General features: G+C 53.9%; 16 protein-coding genes. 7 read left to right on the forward strand and 9 right to left on the reverse strand.

Translation table 11 applies throughout. The features are described 5' to 3' along the window. Positions 1–283: 283 nt before the first annotated feature. The 8 genes from I9W95_RS16705 to I9W95_RS16740 all read right to left on the reverse strand — a co-directional run bounded on the left by I9W95_RS16705 (position 284) and on the right by I9W95_RS16740 (position 11,662). Positions 284–2,326, reverse strand: a complete 2,043-nt coding sequence (locus I9W95_RS16705) for an NADPH-dependent 2,4-dienoyl-CoA reductase (RefSeq protein WP_225676956.1) — start codon at positions 2,324–2,326, stop codon at positions 284–286. 167 nt (positions 2,327–2,493) lie between these two features. Then, positions 2,494–3,591 carry an iron-sulfur cluster carrier protein ApbC gene (gene apbC, locus I9W95_RS16710; protein WP_225676958.1) on the reverse strand — a complete coding sequence of 366 codons (1,098 nt, stop codon included), beginning with the start codon at positions 3,589–3,591 and terminating at the stop codon, positions 2,494–2,496. A gap of 114 nt (positions 3,592–3,705) precedes the next feature. Next, entirely contained in the window at positions 3,706–4,206 is a 501-nt protein-coding gene (locus I9W95_RS16715; protein ID WP_225676960.1) for a methylated-DNA--[protein]-cysteine S-methyltransferase, read from the reverse strand. Further along, positions 4,203–5,435 (reverse strand): substrate-binding periplasmic protein, encoded by a 1,233-nt coding sequence (locus tag I9W95_RS16720; protein ID WP_225676962.1) that lies wholly within the window; start codon positions 5,433–5,435, stop codon positions 4,203–4,205. The genes I9W95_RS16715 and I9W95_RS16720 overlap by 4 nt, the downstream gene beginning before the upstream one ends. A 14-nt stretch (positions 5,436–5,449) precedes the next feature. Next, positions 5,450–7,048 carry an ABC transporter ATP-binding protein gene (locus I9W95_RS16725; RefSeq protein WP_225676964.1) on the reverse strand — a complete coding sequence of 533 codons (1,599 nt, stop codon included), beginning with the start codon at positions 7,046–7,048 and terminating at the stop codon, positions 5,450–5,452. A 14-nt stretch (positions 7,049–7,062) separates the two neighbouring features. After that, complete coding sequence (locus I9W95_RS16730) at positions 7,063–8,433, reverse strand: ABC transporter permease (RefSeq protein WP_225676966.1); 1,371 nt, start codon at positions 8,431–8,433, stop codon at positions 7,063–7,065. Further along, positions 8,433–9,407: an ABC transporter permease gene (locus tag I9W95_RS16735; protein ID WP_225676968.1), complete on the reverse strand. Its 975-nt coding sequence runs from the start codon at positions 9,405–9,407 to the stop codon at positions 8,433–8,435. Before I9W95_RS16735 ends, I9W95_RS16730 begins: the two co-directional genes overlap by 1 nt. Further along, positions 9,404–11,662: an ABC transporter substrate-binding protein gene (locus tag I9W95_RS16740; protein WP_225676970.1), complete on the reverse strand. Its 2,259-nt coding sequence runs from the start codon at positions 11,660–11,662 to the stop codon at positions 9,404–9,406. The genes I9W95_RS16735 and I9W95_RS16740 overlap by 4 nt, the downstream gene beginning before the upstream one ends. A gap of 348 nt (positions 11,663–12,010) precedes the next feature. Here I9W95_RS16740 and rsxA point away from each other — a divergent pair, with 348 nt between their 5' ends. The 6 genes from rsxA to I9W95_RS16770 are packed head-to-tail and all read left to right on the forward strand — an operon-like array spanning position 12,011 to position 17,868. Then, positions 12,011–12,592, forward strand: a complete 582-nt coding sequence (rsxA, locus tag I9W95_RS16745; protein ID WP_225676972.1) for an electron transport complex subunit RsxA — start codon at positions 12,011–12,013, stop codon at positions 12,590–12,592. A gap of 8 nt (positions 12,593–12,600) precedes the next feature. Further along, entirely contained in the window at positions 12,601–13,209 is a 609-nt protein-coding gene (gene rsxB, locus I9W95_RS16750) for an electron transport complex subunit RsxB (protein ID WP_225676974.1), read from the forward strand. Next, positions 13,206–15,425, forward strand: coding sequence for an electron transport complex subunit RsxC (rsxC, locus tag I9W95_RS16755; protein WP_225676976.1), 2,220 nt, complete (start codon positions 13,206–13,208; stop codon positions 15,423–15,425). The genes rsxB and rsxC overlap by 4 nt, the downstream gene beginning before the upstream one ends. Before the next feature lie 2 nt (positions 15,426–15,427). Then, complete coding sequence (gene rsxD, locus I9W95_RS16760) at positions 15,428–16,477, forward strand: electron transport complex subunit RsxD (RefSeq protein WP_225676978.1); 1,050 nt, start codon at positions 15,428–15,430, stop codon at positions 16,475–16,477. A gap of 9 nt (positions 16,478–16,486) precedes the next feature. Further along, positions 16,487–17,155: an electron transport complex subunit RsxG gene (rsxG, locus tag I9W95_RS16765; RefSeq protein WP_225676980.1), complete on the forward strand. Its 669-nt coding sequence runs from the start codon at positions 16,487–16,489 to the stop codon at positions 17,153–17,155. Further along, positions 17,155–17,868: an electron transport complex subunit E gene (locus tag I9W95_RS16770; RefSeq protein ID WP_225676982.1), complete on the forward strand. Its 714-nt coding sequence runs from the start codon at positions 17,155–17,157 to the stop codon at positions 17,866–17,868. The genes rsxG and I9W95_RS16770 overlap by 1 nt, the downstream gene beginning before the upstream one ends. Here the strand turns inward: I9W95_RS16770 and I9W95_RS16775 are convergent. Continuing rightward, positions 17,861–18,241, reverse strand: coding sequence for a cupin domain-containing protein (locus I9W95_RS16775; RefSeq protein ID WP_225676984.1), 381 nt, complete (start codon positions 18,239–18,241; stop codon positions 17,861–17,863). The two genes, I9W95_RS16770 and I9W95_RS16775, sit on opposite strands and share 8 nt — an antisense overlap. Positions 18,242–18,377: 136 nt before the next feature. Here I9W95_RS16775 and trhO point away from each other — a divergent pair, with 136 nt between their 5' ends. Further along, the gene (trhO, locus tag I9W95_RS16780; RefSeq protein ID WP_225676986.1) at positions 18,378–19,379 is read left to right on the forward strand and encodes an oxygen-dependent tRNA uridine(34) hydroxylase TrhO; all 1,002 of its coding nucleotides are present in this window, start codon (positions 18,378–18,380) and stop codon (positions 19,377–19,379) included. The last annotated feature ends 127 nt before the right edge of the window (positions 19,380–19,506 follow it).

A 19,506-nucleotide genomic window follows, 5' to 3' on the forward strand; every position in this document is an offset into this window, starting at 1 on the left:
AGGGGAGATAGCCCGTCCGGCGAGAGGGGCGGTCCGACGTTTCGGAAGGCCCCTCTATGAGGACAAGGGGCCTGGAATATCTCACAAAAGTTCAAATACAAATTTGTGGGACAGCAGTGCCACAAGGGGCCACTTTATCACGTGCATATTGCTGTACGACAACCACTTAAGCTGCCACTAGCGACTGTAAAAACTGATTCTGAGAACCATACTAACTAAGCGATCATCAATAAAAAAAACGCCGCATAAAGCGGCGTTTTCTCGTTTACCTGAAAGATAATTCTTACAGCCTGGCTGCCAGCTCGCTGGCCAGTTTAATGGCACGCTTAGCGTCCAGTTCACCGGCAAATTCAGCGCCGCCAACCAGGTGCAGGTTAAAGCCTTTGCTCTCATCCGCCTTCAGGGTTTCGTACAGTTCGTTCACTGAAACCTGACCTGTACAGAGTACGATGTTGTCGGCTTCAATGACGCGTTGAGTGCTTTCTTCACCTTTGGTGATGGTGATGTGCAGACCCTGCTCGTCGATCTTGTCGTAAGACACACCGCTGATCTGTTCTACGCCTTTCATCTTCATCATGGCACGGTGAACCCAACCAGTGGTTTTGTTCAGACCTTTACCCTGAGAAGACTGCTTACGCTGCATCATCACCACTTTACGTGGGGATGGGTGAATTTCGGCTTTAGCCAGACCACCGCGATTGGTATTGGTAATATCAACGCCCCATTCTTTCATCCAGGCATCCACATTCAGCGTTGTGGATTCACCTTCGTGAGTCAGGTATTCGCTGATATCGAAACCGATACCACCAGCACCCAGTACGGCAACGTTTTTACCCAGTTGCAGTTCTTTATCCAGCACTTCCTGGTAAGTCAGTACCTTATCGCTGTCAACGCCTGGAATACCCGGTACACGCGGTTCAACACCGGTCGCTACCACCACCTCGTCAAAGCCACCGGCTTTCAGCTCGTCAACGTTGACACGATGACCCAGTTTCAGATCGATGTTGTGCTTTTTGATCATGGCGTTGAAGTAACGGATGGTTTCCTTAAATTCTTCTTTGCCAGGAATTTTAGAGGCGTAGTTAAACTGACCACCAATTTCATTACGGCCTTCGAACAGAGTCACGTTGTGACCACGCTCTGCAGCAACCACTGCACAAGCCAGACCCGCAGGACCTGCGCCAACAACAGCGACTTTCTTCGCAGAAGATACCTTGTTGTATACCAGTGTGGTTTCGTTACAGGCACGTGGGTTCACCAGACAGGAGGCACGCTTGTTTTCGAAGGTGTGATCCAGACACGCCTGGTTACAGGCGATACAGGTGTTAATTTCGTCGGCGCGGTCTTCTTCTACTTTCTTAACCCAATACGGATCAGCCAGCAGAGGACGAGCCATAGAGACCATGTCGGCTTTACCGGTGGACAGAATCTCTTCGGCAGTGTCCGGCATGTTAATACGGTTAGACGCTACAACCGGTACGTTAACGGCGGCTTTAACCTTGGCCGTTACGTCAGCAAAGGCTGCGCGTGGTACCGAAGTCACAATGGTAGGAACACGCGCTTCGTGCCAGCCAATACCGGTGTTAATCAGAGTAACGCCAGCTTTTTCCAGCTCTTTCGCCAGAATCAGCACTTCTTCCATGTCGGAGGCTTCTTCCACCAGGTCCAGCATCGACAGACGGAACATGATGATGAATTTTTCACCAACTGCAGCACGCATTTTACGTACAACTTCCAGCGGGAAGCGGATACGGTTTTCATAAGAACCGCCCCATTCATCTGTACGCTGATTGGTGCGTTTGTTGATCATCTGAGTGATGAAGTAACCCTCGGAGCCCATAACTTCTACACCGTCATAGCCCGCTTTCTGTGCCAGTTTGGCAGCGCGAGTGTACTGATCAATGGTTTTGTAGATGTCGCGCGTGCTCAGCTCTTTTGGCTTGAACGGGTTAATCGGTGCCTGAATTGCAGAAGGCGCTACGTTAAACGGGGTGTAACCGTAACGACCAGCGTGCAGAATCTGTAACAGAATCTTAGAGTCATTTTCGTGTACGGCATTGGTCACTTTCTTGTGAAAAGGCACCTGCCAGCTGCTGATCATTTTCGAGCCGAATGGCAGCAGATCACCGCGACGGTTCGGAGCAAAACCACCGGTTACCAGCAGACCAACACCACCACGGGCGCGCTCAGCAAAATATTCAGCCAGTTCACTGAAGTGCCACGGACGGTCTTCCAGACCGGTGTGCATAGAGCCCATCATTACGCGGTTTTTCAGGGTAGTGAAGCCCAGGTCCAGCGGCTCCAGAATGTGGGAATACTTGCTCATGGTTGCGATCTCACGGGTTGTGTCATCTGTTGTTATAAATATGCCGGGGTAAACAACGCCACCCCGGCATATTGGATAATGATCTCAGTTTACCGTTTGCCAGCATCAGGTAAATGACCAGACATTGCAAATAAGTGATCAAAGATCACAGCACCTGCTCTGATGGATCATTCGTCGCTGATCTGAATCTCAGGTAAGGCGCCGCCGGAAGCCGCCGCCAGGCGCGCCAGCTCTACTGCCAGTCGGCGAGCGGCATGACGGTACATCATGGACACCTCAGAGCAGTCATCAGCAGCCACCACGGGTGTACCTTCGTCAGCCATTTCACGGATGTATTTGGATAACGGCAGCGAACCCAGCACTGTGGTGTTGTAGGTTTCGGCCAGACGCTCGGCGCCGTCTTCACCAAAGATATGTTCAGCATGCCCGCAGTTTGAGCAGATGTGCATGCTCATATTTTCGATCATACCCAGCACCGGGATATTCACTTTACGGAACATCTCGACACCCTTCTTCGCATCCGCCAGCGCGATATCCTGTGGCGTAGTCACAATCACAGCACCGGATACCGGGAATTTCTGACTCAGAGTCAGCTGAATGTCACCGGTGCCCGGTGGCATATCAATCACCAGATAGTCCAGCTCACCCCACTGGGTTTGCGTCATAATCTGCATAAGAGCACCGGCAACCATAGGGCCACGCCACACCATCGGCGTGCTTTCCGTTACCAGATAGGCCATGGACATGCTTTTGATGCCATGCGCTTCAATCGGAACAAACCACTTATCGTCAATGGTTTCAGGACGAGTGCCATCTTCAATGCCCAGCATAATGCCCTGGCTCGGGCCGTAGATATCAGCATCCAGCAGGCCGACTTTGGCGCCGTCTTTGGCCAGCGCCAGCGCCAGGTTTACCGAAGTGGTGGATTTACCCACACCACCTTTGCCCGAGGCAACGGCAATAATGTTTTTAACGCCGGCAATCGCTTCCAGTTCACTGTGATGACGAACCGGCTCAACCGCCCAGCTGATATTCACCTCTGCGCCTTCGCAGCCATCAATATTTTCAATTGCCGTCTGCAGAAGCTGAGCCACGCCGCCCTTAAGAAATTCCGACGGGTAATCCATATGGATGCTGACAGTAACGCGGTTGCCATCCAGCGCAATATCGCGCACACAGCCTGCCGAAAGCAGGTCTTGTTCAAGGTAAGGGTCGCAGTAGCCAGACAACGCGGCTTCTACCTGAGAGCGGGAAATATCAGTCACTTGGAACTCCTTAGCCCCCGTTCATTAGCACGACACGGGACCTGTAATCCGAAAAACGATGGATGAAATCAGGCCGGAATTGTACGCCCCACACGCTGAATTTCCACTGACAGATCAGAGGGCCTTTAACCCGGCTTCGTATCGCAGCAGCCGCTCCTTTAACGCGCTTCCCCAGCGATACTGGCCAACACCGCCGCTGGCGGGAACCACTCGATGACACGGCACCAGCAGTGCCAGCGTATTACGCGCACAGGCACTGGCCACAGCCCGCGCAGCCGTTGGCTGACCCAGCATGGCCGCCAGTTCACTGTAACTGCGCACTTCCCCGGCAGGAATACTGGCAATCGTCGCCCATACCCGCCGCTGAAAGTCCGTGCCCTGCAGGTTGAGGCGGTCGATGGAGCTGGGGGCTCCCTGAAAGAATTCAACGTAAAGCTTAGCAATGGGCTCTGGCAGCGAAGATGGCTGCGCGCCCTGCTCCAGCAGGCCATTGAGCGCCTGCTCACACGACGCCTGATCATCAAACAGATCTACCGTTAACAGATTAAGATCGTTATCCCGGATCAGCAGCGCGTGGCAGATCGGCAGCCCAAGCTGCGCTACATACCTGGTCATTGAGCACCTCTTCTCTGCTCTGGTTGCACTTTTCGCAACGCTTCCTCGACATTAAGTCCGACGACAATCACACCGGCATGCCCCTCTTCCGCAGGCAGCGACCAGGCCACCTGAACCTGAAAACGACGACTGGAAGCATCATAACGAATCGGGCCCATCACCGGCTTTCCGTCTGACGATACTGCGCGCTGATAAAGCGACTCGTCCGCCTGATAATAATCAGACGTAGGTTGTGATGCAGCTACGTTCATGCCGTAACGGTCGGCAAGAAAAATCTCGCCATACAAGGCATCCGATTCATCTTCCAGCTGGCGAAATATATCCGCCAGCGGATGCCCAGTCACCTGCAGAACCAGGCGTGATTGCTGATCATCCTTAACCGCCCTGACCCACTCAGCATCAAGCCGATGAACGTCAGCTTCGCTGTAGTTACGATGACGGTGATTGGCTTTTGCCAGCACACCGCTGAGATCCAGCGTATTCAGTTGCGGCATGATTCTGTCGCGCAGCAGGGTCTCAACCTCACGCTGTTCAATGCCATTTAACGCCATTGATTGCGGCGCACAGACATCCATATGGCCATTAAAGTCGTGGAGAAAGCCCGGACGATGTTGCAAAAACTCACGTGAAAAATAGATACCCAGCGGCATATAACGCGAAAAGCGTTTATCCAGAGCGTCGCCAGCAACACCCATCACTTTCAGCGCTTCGGCTACAACCCGTTCATCCGCAAGAAAACCATCGATCCGCTTGCCCATTAAGAGCCTGATCAGCTGCTCAAGGTCATTCACCACGGCATTTACCGGAATACGGTTTTCAGCCAGCCACGACACCTGATTGCTGGAGCGGATACCACCCACAACCCATTGTGCCGGGTCTTCCGGCAAAGAACGCCCCGGAAGGCTGAACCAGTACCATTTTTCCAGTGCGAAAGGGTCCGACATTTCTGCGGTATGACGCAGTGTCGATGCCGGCATGGCAGTAAAGATACCATCGGTATGCCCCTGCTTGAGATCCTCTACTGCCCTTACCCAGGGCAATAGCGAAAACTCATAGGGTTGCTGCATTTCAGCGAACACGCAGCGCAGAATAGAAACCGATAAACCGGATAGCTCGCCATTGACCATCACCTGGTAAGGTGCTGACAGGGTTGTATCCAGCTTTAACGGTTGTCCGGCCTGAGCAGTGAACATCAGGCCGGAAAAAACAATGGCTAACAGACTACGCATACCGATCCTCCTGATCAGGCCATTGCGGGTACAGCCTCCAGCAAAGCACGGGTGTATTCGTGTTGCGGTTGTTCAATAACCTGCTGAGCCGTTCCCTGCTCCAGAATCTTACCGTTTTTCATAACCGCAATGCGGTGAGCAATATGCGGAATAATCGACAGATCATGGGTAATAAACAGATAAGACAAGCCGAGCTCCTGCTGCAAGTCTTTCAGCAAATTCAGTACCTGCAAGCGAATTGACACATCCAGCGCACTGGTCGGTTCATCGCAGATAATCAGCTCGGGTTTAACCGCAATAGCACGGGCAATGGCCAGGCGCTGACGCTGTCCGCCGGAAAATTCGTGCGGATAGCGATCAAGATGATCAGCCTCCAGACCAACTTTCTGCAGTAAGGCCCGCATTTCAGCTTCAGGGTCAGCAACCTGCACACCGAGCGACACCATGCCCTCCGATAAAATCTCGCGTACGCTCATACGTGGATTCATCGACGAAAACGGGTCCTGAAAAATGACCTGAATGCGCTTACGCAATGGCAGAAATTGTGTGCGGCTCAAGCCATCTATACGCTGACCATCGAACGATACCGAACCACCGGCCAGCGCCTCCAGACCAAGGATCGCTCGTCCGGCAGTGGATTTACCCGAACCACTTTCGCCCACCAGCGCCAGTGTTTCACCACGACCAATGCTCAGTGAAATACCATCCACCGCGCGGGTGTAATCCGCTACCCGCTGCAGAATGCCTTTGCGAATCGGGAACCACACTTTGATATCGGTTAATTCCAGCAGCGCAGCTTGCGTCGGTGACGCCAGAAAGTGACTGCGATCCGGTAATGAATGAATCAGCATACGGCTGTATTCGTGTTTCGGCGCGTGAAAGAAATCCTGTGCCGGAGCTTGCTCAACAATCTTGCCGTGGCGCATCACCGCCACACGGTCGGCCATTTCCGACACCACACCCATGTCATGAGTAATCAGCAGCACCGCCAGCTGACGCTTGTGGCGCAGTTCATTCAGCAGGGTCAGAATCTGTTTCTGGATAGTTACATCCAGCGCGGTGGTCGGCTCATCGGCAATCAGCAATTCCGGTTCACAGGCCAGCGCCATGGCGATCATTACCCGTTGCTTCTGGCCACCGGACAACTGATGCGGATACCAGCCAGCACGTTGCTGCGGGTCAGGAATTCCAACCTCCTGCAGCAGATCAACAACACGCTGCTGCGTTTGCTGAGCCGACAAAGAATGATGCAGATTCAGAACCTCAGCAATCTGTTGCCCGACAGTCTGCACCGGATTAAGGGAGCTTTGCGGCTCCTGAAACACCATTGCCATGCGCTTACCACGCACGCGGTTCATATCATTTTCAGTCAGGGCGAACAGATTGTCGCCGCCCAGCGTGACGGCGCCGGAGGAAATAGCCAGCACCTCGGGCAACAGGCGCATGAGTGCCAGCGAAGTCAGTGACTTGCCCGAGCCACTCTCCCCCACCAGCGCCAGAATTTCACCAGAGTCCAGGGTAAAACTGATGTTATCGACCAGTGTGCGTGGCTGATCGTCATGCCGGCCAGGCAACAACTGCACACTGAGGTTTTCGACGGTTAACAATGCCATAACTAACGACTCCCTCAGCGTGCCCGTGGGTCCAGTGCATCACGCACCCGATCAGAAAACAGATTCGCCGCCAGCACCAGAATAAACATCATGATGAAGGCAGCCCCTACAGACCACCAGACAACCGGATCACGGGACAGCTCGGCCCGCGCTTCGTTAATCATATTGCCCCAGCTCTTCATCGATGGATCAACCCCCACACCGATGTAAGACAAAACCGCCTCAGCCAGCACGAACACGGAAAAGTCCAGCACCAGTGAAATCAGAATAATATGCATCACATTGGGAAGAATATGGCGGAAAATAACGCGCATATGGCTGACCCCGAAGGCATGAGCAGCCTGCACATAATCCAGCTGGCTGACCTTCAGGGTTTCGGCACGCAGTAAACGACATAATCCGGTCCAGCTGGTCATGCCAAGAATGAAGCACAGCGCGAGGAATTTAAAATCGGCGCGATACGCCACCAGGTTAAAATCTTCCGGATGAGTTTCGATATAGACATCGATCAGCAGCACCGATGCGGCGATCAGCAGAATACCGGGAATGGAGCTGAGAGTGGTGTAAATATACTGCACAACATCATCGACCCAGCCTTTGAAATAGCCGGCACTGATACCCAGCACTACCGCCAACGGCAATGTCAGCAAGGTGGCCAGCGTACCAATCAATACACCGGTACGAACCGCTTTGATGCTCTGATACAGAATATCGGCGCCAACTTTATCGGTACCAAACACGTGGTACACCTTGCCCAGCTGCAGCAGCGTTACCGATGCAACCAGTAATAACGAAAAGGTGATGTAAGCACTGAGCCAGGGAACGCGTGGGTAATGACGTCCGGATAAACGGTAGTGCAGCAGACACAGAGCCAGGGCAATCAGAACACTGACAGCAATAGCAGACCCGGCGCGCGCAGCAATATCACCCGCCAGTTCAGATTCACTGCTCAGGTGTGAGCCTGCATTTTTAAGGCGTGGAAAATTACGATACACATTGCCGTCGGCATCCTGCATGTTTTCCTTGGCGAAGGAATAAATCGCAAACGGCTCGGAGTACGTGGTTTCATCCTGAGCTTTAAGATCTGCCAGAATCAAGTCGAGCACACTGCTGACTTCCTGACTGTGATGCACCTCCTGCTGCCCTTCCAGTTGCTCAAGCGGCTCACGGAAATGCAGCGAGTCAGTCAGTGCAATCAACAGATAAAAAACAATCACGACAAAAGATGCCAGCCCGGCACGGCTTTCAAACACTGCCGCCCAGCGTGCAGCTGCTACCGGGTTTTTCTTTAACTGCCAGAAAAACAGAATGATGCTGACCAGCAGCAGATACACCAGTACGTCACTCCAGAGCAGAACCGGTTTTACCATCATCAGTTCACTCATTATGACAACCTCACTCGCGGATCAACCAGGGTATAGGAAATATCGGTGAGGATAAGACCAACGATATAAAGCACCGAACCGAGGAACACCATGCTGCGTACCACAGCAAAATCCTGCGCCTGAATCGCATCCAGCGTATAACTGCCAAGACCCGGAATACCAAAGAACGATTCCATCAGCAGCGACCCCATAAACAGCGATGGAATCACCACCACCACACTGGTCAGAATCGGAATCAGACCATTGGGCAGAATATGACGGAACAGCACAGTTAATTCAGACACCCCTTTGGCCCGGGCAGTACGCACGTAATCCTTGCTGGCTTCTTCCAGAAACAGGCTGCGATACAAACGGGTGCCACCACCAATACCGGACACCACACCAATAACCACCGGCAGTATCAGAAACTTCCAGGCATCCATGCCGGGCAGGTAGCCGGAAATCGGCACCAGATGCCACATTTTGGCAAAGAAAAACTGACCGGCAAAAATATAGAACACGCCGGAAATCGACATCAGGGCAACACAGAACACCATGGCCGCGGTGTCAAACACACTGGCGCGGAACATAATGATAAACAGCGCGAAAATGATGTTGACCGAAATACCGACAATAAAGGTCGGCAGTGCCAGCGCCAGCGACGGCCACATCCGCTGCTGAATATCGGCACCAATGGCACGCCCCTCATCGGACTTACCGAAGTCGAACACGAATAAGCTGAGCGACTTTTCAAAGAAAATGGTATCCGTCAGCGCGCTCTGGCCTTCATTACTGTTAATGAATAACGGCTTATCGTAGCCACGCTGAGCTTTCCACTGCTCTACCGCTTCCTGGGTAACGTGCTTATCACCTAACTGTACACGTGCCATCTGATCCGGCGTATTAACCACAAAGAACAGCGCAAAAGTCAGCAGGTTAACGCCTAGTAAAATCGGAAACGCGTACGCCAGACGCCGTAAAATATAAGCGATCATCCCTGTACTCCCTGATCAGTGATTACGCGACGCTGCTGGCGACGACGGAAGGCAATAACGCCCGGTACAGCGAGCACCAGCAGTAACAGGGCAACCAGCAGCAGCGGCCACAATACCGGCTGATTCCACTGATTCTGTGCCTGCGCGCGGGCCTGCTCGTCGACATCCAGGTATTTCAGAATGCTCTTACTGATACCGTGTGCACGGGCATTCTGCACCCAGTGGTTATTCAGCACATAAGAATGCGGATGCCAGGCGGATGCCCATGGCATATCGCGCTGCACGATTTCCAGCATCCGGCGGATAATTTCCATGCGCTCTGGCGAATTCTCCATCAGCTTCATGGATTCAAACAGACGGTTGTACTCTGCATTGTTGTAATTCGTCGAGTTCACGCCACTGCCGCCACTGACCACCTGTCCATTAGGCCCGTACAGCAGAAACAGAAAATTCTCAGCATCCGGATAATCGGCCAGCCAGCCCCACTGGAACATCTGCGCGTTACCGGTCGACATCTTGTCTTTAAAGCGGTTGTAGTCGGTACCGCGAATATTCAGCTGAATACCAAGCTTTTTGAATTGCTTGATCATCCAGTTCTGAATCGCGCTACCACCGCCACCGGTGGTGGTATCCAGATTCAGCACCAGAGGTTCACCGCTTTCGGCATTACGCCCTTGCGGATAGCCAGCTTCAATCAGCAATTTTTTCGCGTCGTCCAGTGACCGGCGTACGGCTTTGTCCTGCTGCCATTCAAAAACAGACGGGTTAATCCCCTCTTCTCCGGACTGATAACCAAAAATACCCGGTGGAACCGGCCCCATGGCTACTTCACCCCGGCCGTTGTAGAAAATATTAATCGCTTCCTGCTGATCGTAGGCAATGGCAATGGCCTGACGCAGCTTGCGTTTCTTCTCTCGCTCTTCCTCTGTACCGGTATCACCCAGCACCGGATCAAGCATATTGAAGCCAAAGTAATAGGTGCCGAGCACTACTTCTTTTTCCAGTGTCACGCCTTTTTCACGCATTTCGTCGCTCAGACCAATACCGTCTGAACTGATTTTCACCGCCTGATCAAAGCTGTCGCTGGAAATACCCGAGCGGTCGTAATAGCCCTGCAAAAACTTGGTCCACAGCGGAATGGCTTCTTTTTCGAGGCGATACACGGCTTTATCCAGCAGAGGCAGACGCTGACCAGCAGCCTGCAACAGCCCGGCTTCACGATCGCCATCGGCGCCATCCTGCGGATAAAAGTCGTTACGGTAATTCGGGTTACGCTCAAGAATGATCACTTCATTAGGATCATTACGCGTCATCATAAACGGGCCGCTACCAATCGGATGCCAGTCGAGCACGATATTGCGATCAGCAAAGCCTGGCTGATGATAAAACTCGTCGGCCTCCCACGGCATGGGTGCGAAAAAGTGGAATGCCAGCCAGTAGGAAAACTGCGGGTACTTGCCTTTCAGACGAATACTGAAATGGTGATCGTCCTGTACCTCCAGCCCGGCAAACGGCAAGGCACGTAAATCCAGCCATTCACCCGCCTGCAGATTTTTACGTTGTTCGGTCACGGCTGCTGAAAATTCAGACATGCCAACGATGTATTCACTCAGCAAACCACGCACTGGCGATAACAGCGTCGGGTCGGCCAGACGTTTAATCTGATAAACATAATCGGCAGCCACCAGTTCACGACTGCCTGTTTCACTGAAATCATCAAAGCTCTGATAAGCAGCGCTGTCGGTTGCGTTATCAAAACGGTAGCGGTACTCGCCCTGCTCATTAACAGCAAACGCAGGATGAGGCTGATACTGAATACCCGGCTGCAGCTCAAACTGATAAACGCTGAACGCCACATCGGCGTCGCTATCAGACACTTCACGGCCATCGGCGGCGAGATAGCGAATTTCCGGCATTTTTGTCAGGGTATTCGGAATTAATTCATACGGCCGGCGCAGATAGTGATAGGCCAGCGGTGGATCATAAATCTGATCAATAAAACGCCCTTCATCAGAGCTGTAGGAACGTGCAGGGTCGAGGTGTTTTGGCCGCTCAGAGAATGACGAATAAATAATATTCTGTCCCTGCTCAGACTCAGGATGCGGATTATTCCAGGCTTCACCGCATCCGCTCAGCAGCGCACTGGCACCGCTTAACAGAATAACCGGCAACGCTGCATAGCGAATAACCGCTTCCGTACGCTGTGTCAGTTGCCCCAATGATTGCCGGAAAATTGTTGTTGTTTTTTTAACCACTGCGCAGTCCATTTTTAGTTTTCAGTGCCTTGTGTGGCCACTGTGACCTCTGAGTTTGCCAATATTTCCCCACCAGTCAAAGAGATAGACGTAAGTTTCGGTAAAACATTCAAATAGTCGCATCCAGTTATATTCTTGACCGGAATCATCGCCGAATTTCCCCGAACCGCTATTCTTAACCGCCAATAACGCGCCTGATACCACTGACTGATGTAACAATGACTATGCTTATTCCAAACGGTGATTAAAACATTATCAAACCTTCTTGTGAGAAATAACCGGGATTTGGGATAATGCGCGGCCAAATTTCTTATGTAGACCCTGAGTGGCTGTGCTGCGGAGCCATAGATGACTGACTACCTGCTTATTCTGGTAAGCACCATTCTGGTAAACAACTTTGTACTGGTTCAGTTTCTCGGACTGTGCCCGTTTATGGGTGTGTCCAACAAACTGGAGACCGCCATCGGCATGGGGGCAGCAACGACCTTCGTGCTGACTCTGGCGTCGGTGTGCAGTTACCTGGTGTACAACCTTATTCTGATCCCGCTGGATCTCACCTACCTGAAAACCATCAGCTTTATCATGGTGATTGCGGTTGTGGTGGGCTTTACCGAAATGGCCATCCGCAAGACCAGCCCGCTGTTGTACCGCGTTCTGGGTATCTTCCTGCCGCTGATTACCACCAACTGCGCGGTGCTGGGTGTTGCCCTGCTAAACATCAAGCGTGATAACAGCCTGGCCGAGTCCGCGCTGTACGGATTTGGAGCCGCCGTGGGCTTCTCGCTGGTGATGGTGCTGTTTGCCGCAATCCGCGAACGCATTGCCGTGGCCGATGTGCCTAAACCGTTTCAGGGTTCTGCCATTGCCATGCTGACCGCCGGCCTGATGTCGCTGGCGTTCCTCGGTTTCACTGGTCTGGTGAGTATCTAGGAGTCGATATGTCAGCTGCACTCTGGACCATTGTAATTGCCATCTCCGTACTGGCCATCCTCGCCACGCTGTTCGGCGCCCTGCTCGGCTTTGCTGCGGTGCGCTTCAAGGTGGAAGGTAACCCGATTGTTGACCAGATCAACAACCTGCTGCCACAGACCCAGTGCGGTCAGTGTGGCTTCCCCGGCTGTAAGCCATACGCTGAAGCCATCGCTGGCGGCGAGAAAATCAACAAATGCCCGCCGGGCGGGGAAGGCACGATTCAGTCGCTGGCCGACCTGCTTGGCGTAGAGCCTGAACCACTGGATGCCGAACACGGTGCCGAAAAAGACGTACCCCATGTGGCCGTTATTCGGGAAGACGAGTGCATCGGCTGCACCAAGTGCATTCAGGCCTGCCCGGTCGACGCCATCCTCGGCGCGGCCAAGCAGATGCATACCGTTATTGCCGACGAATGCACCGGTTGTGACCTGTGTGTTGAACCATGCCCGGTTGATTGCATCGACATGGTTCCCGTCGCTAAAGACAAAAACACCTGGTACTGGCAGGCACCAACCTCAGGTGTAGAACTGATCGCCACCGACCGTCATCAACCTATGGCCGGAGACGCTGCATGACCAACATGATTCGCCTTCATACCTTTAATGGCGGCATTCATCCGGCAGAAAACAAAGACCAGTCGACCAGCCGCCCGATTGCGTCGGCCGGTATTCCGTCTGAACTGGTTCTGCCCCTGCACCAGCACATTGGTGCCGCTGCACAGCCAGTCGTGGCTGTCGGTGACAAAGTATTAAAAGGCCAGCTGATTGCCGAAGCCGAAGGTTTTGTCAGTGTGCCACTGCACGCGCCAACCTCTGGCACCATTGCCGCCATCGAGCCGCGTGCGGTACCACACGCCTCCGGTCTGGAAGAACTGTGCATCGTGATCCGCAGCGACGGTGCTGACGAATGGATTACGCATCAGGGCCTGTGTCAGACCCTGAATGTCGAGCATCTGCAGGACATCACCCCGCGCCAGCTGGTAGAGCACATCCGCAGCTGCGGTATCGCCGGCATGGGTGGTGCGGGTTTCCCCACCTCGGTAAAGCTGAACATTGGCAAGCAGGACATTCACACCCTGATTCTCAACGGCGCTGAGTGCGAACCCTATATCACCGCCGACGACATGCTGATGCGTGAACGCGCCATCGAAGTGGTCAAAGGTGCTCAGATTCTGCTGCACATTGTCGGTGCCAAACGCTGCCTGATTGGCGTTGAAGACAACAAACCCCAGGCCATCGATGCCCTGAATGCCGCACTGGTGGAAGTGAATGAACAGCATCACATTGATGTGGTCGCCATTCCGACCAAATACCCGTCCGGTGGCGAGAAACAGCTGATCAAAATTCTGACAGGCGAAGAAGTACCATCCGGCGGTATTCCAGCCTCGATTGGCATTGTCTGCCAGAACGTCGGCACCAGCGCCGCTATTTACCGCGCGGTTGAGCTGGGTGAACCACTGATTTCCCGCGTCATCACCGTTACCGGCGATTCCGTCGCCCGTGCTGGCAACTACGACGCCATGATCGGTACGCCAGTCAGCTACCTGCTGCAACTGGCCGGTTACCAGCAGCAGAAGCGTGAACGTGTAATTATGGGCGGACCTATGATGGGCTTCGCTCTGCCGCAACTGGAATTGCCGGTTATTAAAACCAGCAACTGCCTGCTGGCACCGACGGAAAAAGAACTGCCGCTGAACGATGTCGCTATGGCCTGCATCCGTTGTGGTATGTGTTCAGAAGCCTGTCCGGCAGAACTGCTGCCACAGCAGCTGTACTGGTTCAGTAAGAGCCAGGAGTTCGACAAAGCCGAACAGCACAACATCTTCGATTGCATCGAGTGCGGCGCCTGTTCCTATGTGTGCCCAAGCCATATTCCTCTGGTGCAGTACTACCGCTACGCCAAAGGCGCCATCCGCGACGAACGTGCAGCTCAGGCCAAAGCCGAAAAAGCACGCCTGCGTTTTGAAGAGCGTCAGGCACGTAAAGATCGCGAAGAAGCCGAAAAAGAAGCACGTCGTAAAGCCCGTGCCGAAGCGGCTGAAAAAGCACAGCAAGAGAAAAAAGCCGCTGCTGCCAGCGGTGACGTTGCTACGGCTGCACCTGCTGCCAGCGAAGAACTGGAAAAGCTGCAGAAGAAACTGGATGCCGCCCAGACAGCCAAAGCCAAAACCCAGGATAAACTCGACGCCGCCAAAGCCGATGAAAGCATGGCCGATAAAATTCCTGCGTTTGAAGCAGCACTGGTAAAAACCCAGGACAAAATCAAAGAGCTGGCGAAAGAAATTGCCGCCGCGAAAAAAGCTGCGAAAGCCGCTCAGGCTGCGGAACCTGCCGCCACGGCAACCGACAAAGGCGACCCGAACAGCCCGGAACGTCTGAAGCGTAAATGGGAAACCGCACAGGGGCGTCTGGATACTGCACTGAAGCGTCTGGAGCAAGCCAAAGCCGAAGGTCTGGATACCGTCGATGCCCTGCAGGCTGGCATTGATAAGCAGCAGGAGCGCGTCGACGAAGCCAAAGCCGCCTATGAAGCCGCACTCAGCGGTGATGCCCCGGCAGCACCAGCACCGAGCGCAGAAGAACTCGACGCCCTGCGCAAGAAGATTCTGGCGCAGGAAGATCGCGTACAGAAAATGCAGGAGCGCCACGACATGGCCAAAGCCGATGGGCTGGACACCGCCGACGCTCTGGCCATGGGTGTACAGAAGCAGCTGGATAAACTGCAGCAGCTGCAACAGGAATTAACCGCTGCCGAAGCACTGGCAGCAAATGCAAATAACGGGGCTTCCTGAACATGGGTCTGCTGACTTTATCTTCTCCTCACACACACGGTCCGAACAGCACCAGCAAAGTGATGGCCATCGTTGCACTGGCCACCGTGCCGGGCCTGATTGCCATGACCGCTCTGTTTGGCTGGGGAACGCTGATCAATGTGGTGTTAGCCTGCGCTGTGGCACTGGCCAGCGAAGCCGCTATTCTGCTGCTGCGTAAGCGTCCGGTAAGCTTTTTCCTGAAAGACAACTCTGCCCTGCTCACCGGCGTGCTGCTGGGCCTGGCACTGCCACCCTTTGCGCCATTCTGGGTAACCGCAGTCGCCACCTCGTTTGCCATCGTATTTTCCAAGCAGCTGTACGGCGGCATGGGCAACAACCCGTTTAACCCGGCCATGGTTGGTTATGCTCTGGTGCTGGTGTCTTTCCCGGTACAGATGACCACCGCCTGGGCGCTGTCGACGCAAATGACTGGCGCACCAGCCATGGGCTTCGCCGATACCCTGAGCGTAATTTTCGCTGGCAACGCCCATCTGGCGGATGCCTTCAGCGGCGCAACACCACTGGATGCCTACAAGCACCTGATTGCCAAATCCACGTCTGATGACGTGCTGGCTCAAGCCACCTTCAACGGCTGGCTGAACGGCGGCTGGGAATGGGTGAACATCGCCTTCCTCGTTGGTGGCGTATTGCTGATTCTGCGCCGCATCATTACCTGGCATATCCCGGTTGCCATGCTCAGCGCCCTGACCCTGTGCTCGCTGATGTTCGGCTGGGATGAAGACATGTACACCCCGTTGTCGCTGCACCTGCTGAGTGGCGCCACCATGCTCGGTGCGTTCTTTATCGCCACCGACCCGGTAACCGCATCCACCACCCCGCTGGGTAAACTGATCTACGGTGCCGGCATTGGCATTCTGCTGTTTGTTATCCGTACCTGGGGCGCGTACCCGGATGCGGTCGCCTTCGCCGTGCTGCTGATGAACTTTGCCGCGCCGTTTATCGACGCCTACACCCAGCCGCGTACCTATGGCCACAGCAAAGCGCGTCGTGGCCTGCCAGAGAAGAAGTAAGGAGCCGGCATGAACGAATTACTGCTTTCCATTCGTCGCAACGCCGTTGGCTTAGCGTTGTTTGCACTGGTAACCGCCGGTGCCATTGCCGTGGCTCAGGTCACCACCGCCGAGCGCATTGAACACAATATCCGCATGGCCCAGGCGCGTGCGTTAAACGAACTGGTTCCGGCCGGTAGTTACGACAACGATATTCTGCAGGACACCCTCGCGGTGGTTGGCAGTAGCTTGAATCAGCAGCTGCTGGGCCCGCTGGCAGAAAAAGATAAAATTTACCTGGCCCGCACTGAAGGCAAGGTAAACACCGTTATTCTGCCCGTGGTAGCGCCGGATGGTTACACCACCGTAATCAAACTGCTGGTAGGCATTCATGCAGACGGCACCCTGGCCGGTGTGCGCGTTACCGAACACCGTGAAACCCCCGGACTGGGCGATAAAATCGACCTGAAAAAATCCGACTGGGTGCTGTCGTTTGCCGGTAAAAGCCTGAACAATCCGGGCGAAGATGGCTGGGCAGTGAAAAAAGATGGCGGTCAGTTCGACCAGTTTACCGGTGCGACCATCACCCCTCGGGCGGTGGTAAAAGCGGTAAAACTGGCGCAGAAATTCTTCGCTCAGCATAAAGACCAACTGCTCAGTGCGCCGCAGCCGGCCCCTGTTGCAGCAGGAGATAAATAATGGCGACTAAATCCCTTCGCGACATCAGCCTTGATGGCCTGTGGAACAACAACCCGGCACTGGTACAGTTGCTGGGCCTGTGTCCGCTGCTGGCGGTTACCGGCTCGGTGGTTAACGCATTAGGTCTGGGTCTGGCCACCATGATGGTACTGGTCGGTTCTAACTTTTCGGTGTCGCTGATTCGTAATCACGTACCCGATGCCGTGCGTCTGCCAGCCTTCGTTATGATTATTGCCTCGTTCGTAACCGTGGCCGAGCTGGTCATGCAGGCCTTTACCTACGAACTGTACGAAGTGCTGGGTATTTTTATTCCGCTGATCGTAACCAACTGCGTCATCCTTGGCCGTGCAGACTCTTTTGCCTGTAAAAATCCGATCATTCCATCCGTGGTCGACGGCTTTATGATGGCACTGGGTTTTACCGTGATTCTGGTTCTGCTGGGCGCCATGCGTGAAGTGCTGGGTCAGGGTGTGATTTTCTCTAACATGCAGCTGCTGTTCGGCGCGGACGCGGCGCACTGGAAAATCGAACTGGTAAAAGACTACCCGGATTTCCTGTTTGCCATTCTGCCACCGGGCGCGTTTATGGCGATGGGTATTCTGATTGCCCTGAAAAACGTTATCGACGACAAACTGAAGCAACGCGCTCAGGCGCAGCAGGCTCCGGTAGAAGTTGGCAGCCGCCGCGTACGCGTAACCGGCAAAATCAGCTGATCCCGGCTTCCAGATCTTCGTACGCCTCGACCACAAAGCGAGGCGTACAGATCGCCGGAAACTCCAGCATATCCTCGCCGCTATTGGTAATACGCTGACGCACACCCGCCGGAATCACCACCACATCCCCCGCTTTCAGCTCAATATTTTCGTCACCGATATTCGCCGTACCCTGACCGCTGACAATGAGATAGCGCTCGGTAATACCCTGTAACCGATGCCAGCGCGTGGTTTCGCCCACCTGAACTTTTGCTCTGGCAATGGAAACCGCAGCATCCTGCTCTGTATTCAGCAGTTCATTGATAAAACAGCCCTCATCAAAGAAGTATTCCCTGTCTTCACAGTGGCGATTCACCAGTACCGATGTCGTCATAAAAACCTCACAAAATCCATGGCCTTACCCGACTGAATTAGTCAGATAAGATGGGTATACTTGCCGCCCGCCGAACTGCGGCGACGTTTTAACTCAGATGCACCGGATTTACGCTCCGGCCAGCAAGGAAAACATTATGACCGAACAAACCAACGCACAGCCAACCGTGGTGTGCGCCATGTACAAATTTGTCACCCTCGACAACTACCAGGACCTGCAGCAGCCACTGGCCGACGAAATGAAACGTCTGGGCGTGCGCGGCACCCTGCTGCTGGCCGCAGAAGGCATTAACGGCACCGTTGCCGCCACCCGTGAAGGCATCGACGGCCTGCTCGATTACCTGAAACAGGACCCGCGTCTGGCCGACATCAGCTACAAAGAGTCATACGACGAGAAAAACCCGTTTTACCGCACCAAGGTTAAACTGAAAAAAGAAATCGTCACCATGGGTGTGGAAGGCATCGACCCGAAACGCGTGGTCGGTACCTATGTAAAACCGGCCGACTGGAACGCGCTGATTTCCGACCCGGATGTGGTTCTGGTGGATACACGCAACGATTACGAAGTGAATATTGGTACCTTTAAGGGCGCACTCGACCCGAAAACCAAAACCTTCCGCGAGTTTCCACAGTACGTAAAAGAGAATCTGGACCCGGCGAAAAACAAAAAAGTCGCCATGTTCTGTACCGGTGGTATCCGCTGCGAAAAATCCACCGCCTACCTGAAAGAACAGGGTTTTGATGAGGTGTACCACCTGGAAGGCGGCATTCTGAAATATCTGGAAGACGTGCCGGCCGAAGAATCCATGTGGGAAGGCGAATGCTTTGTGTTCGATAACCGCGTAGCGGTAAACCACAGCCTGGAAAAAGGTATTTACGACCAGTGCCACGCCTGTCGCCGCCCGATTACTGAAGACGACAAACAACACGCGCACTACGAACAAGGCGTCAGCTGCCACCAGTGTTTTGACGAATATTCAGACGAACACCGCGAACGCTTCCGTGCCCGCGAAAAACAAATGCAACTGGCCCGTGAGCGCGGCGAAACTCATATCGGTGACGACCTGACCACAGTGATTGAAAAACGCCGAAAAGAAAAGCAGGCGTTTAAAGACGCACAGCGTAAGCGGAAAGAATAAGTCGGACGTCAGACGCTTGAGGCTTGAGGCTTGAGGCTTGAGGCTTGAGGCTTGAGGCTTGAGGCTTGAGGCTTGAGGCTTGAGGCTTGAGGCGTCGGACGTCGGACGTCGGACGTCGGACGTCGGA

Source organism: Thalassolituus marinus (assembly GCF_020320395.1).
GTDB lineage: Bacteria > Pseudomonadota > Gammaproteobacteria > Pseudomonadales > Oceanobacteraceae > Venatoribacter > Venatoribacter marinus.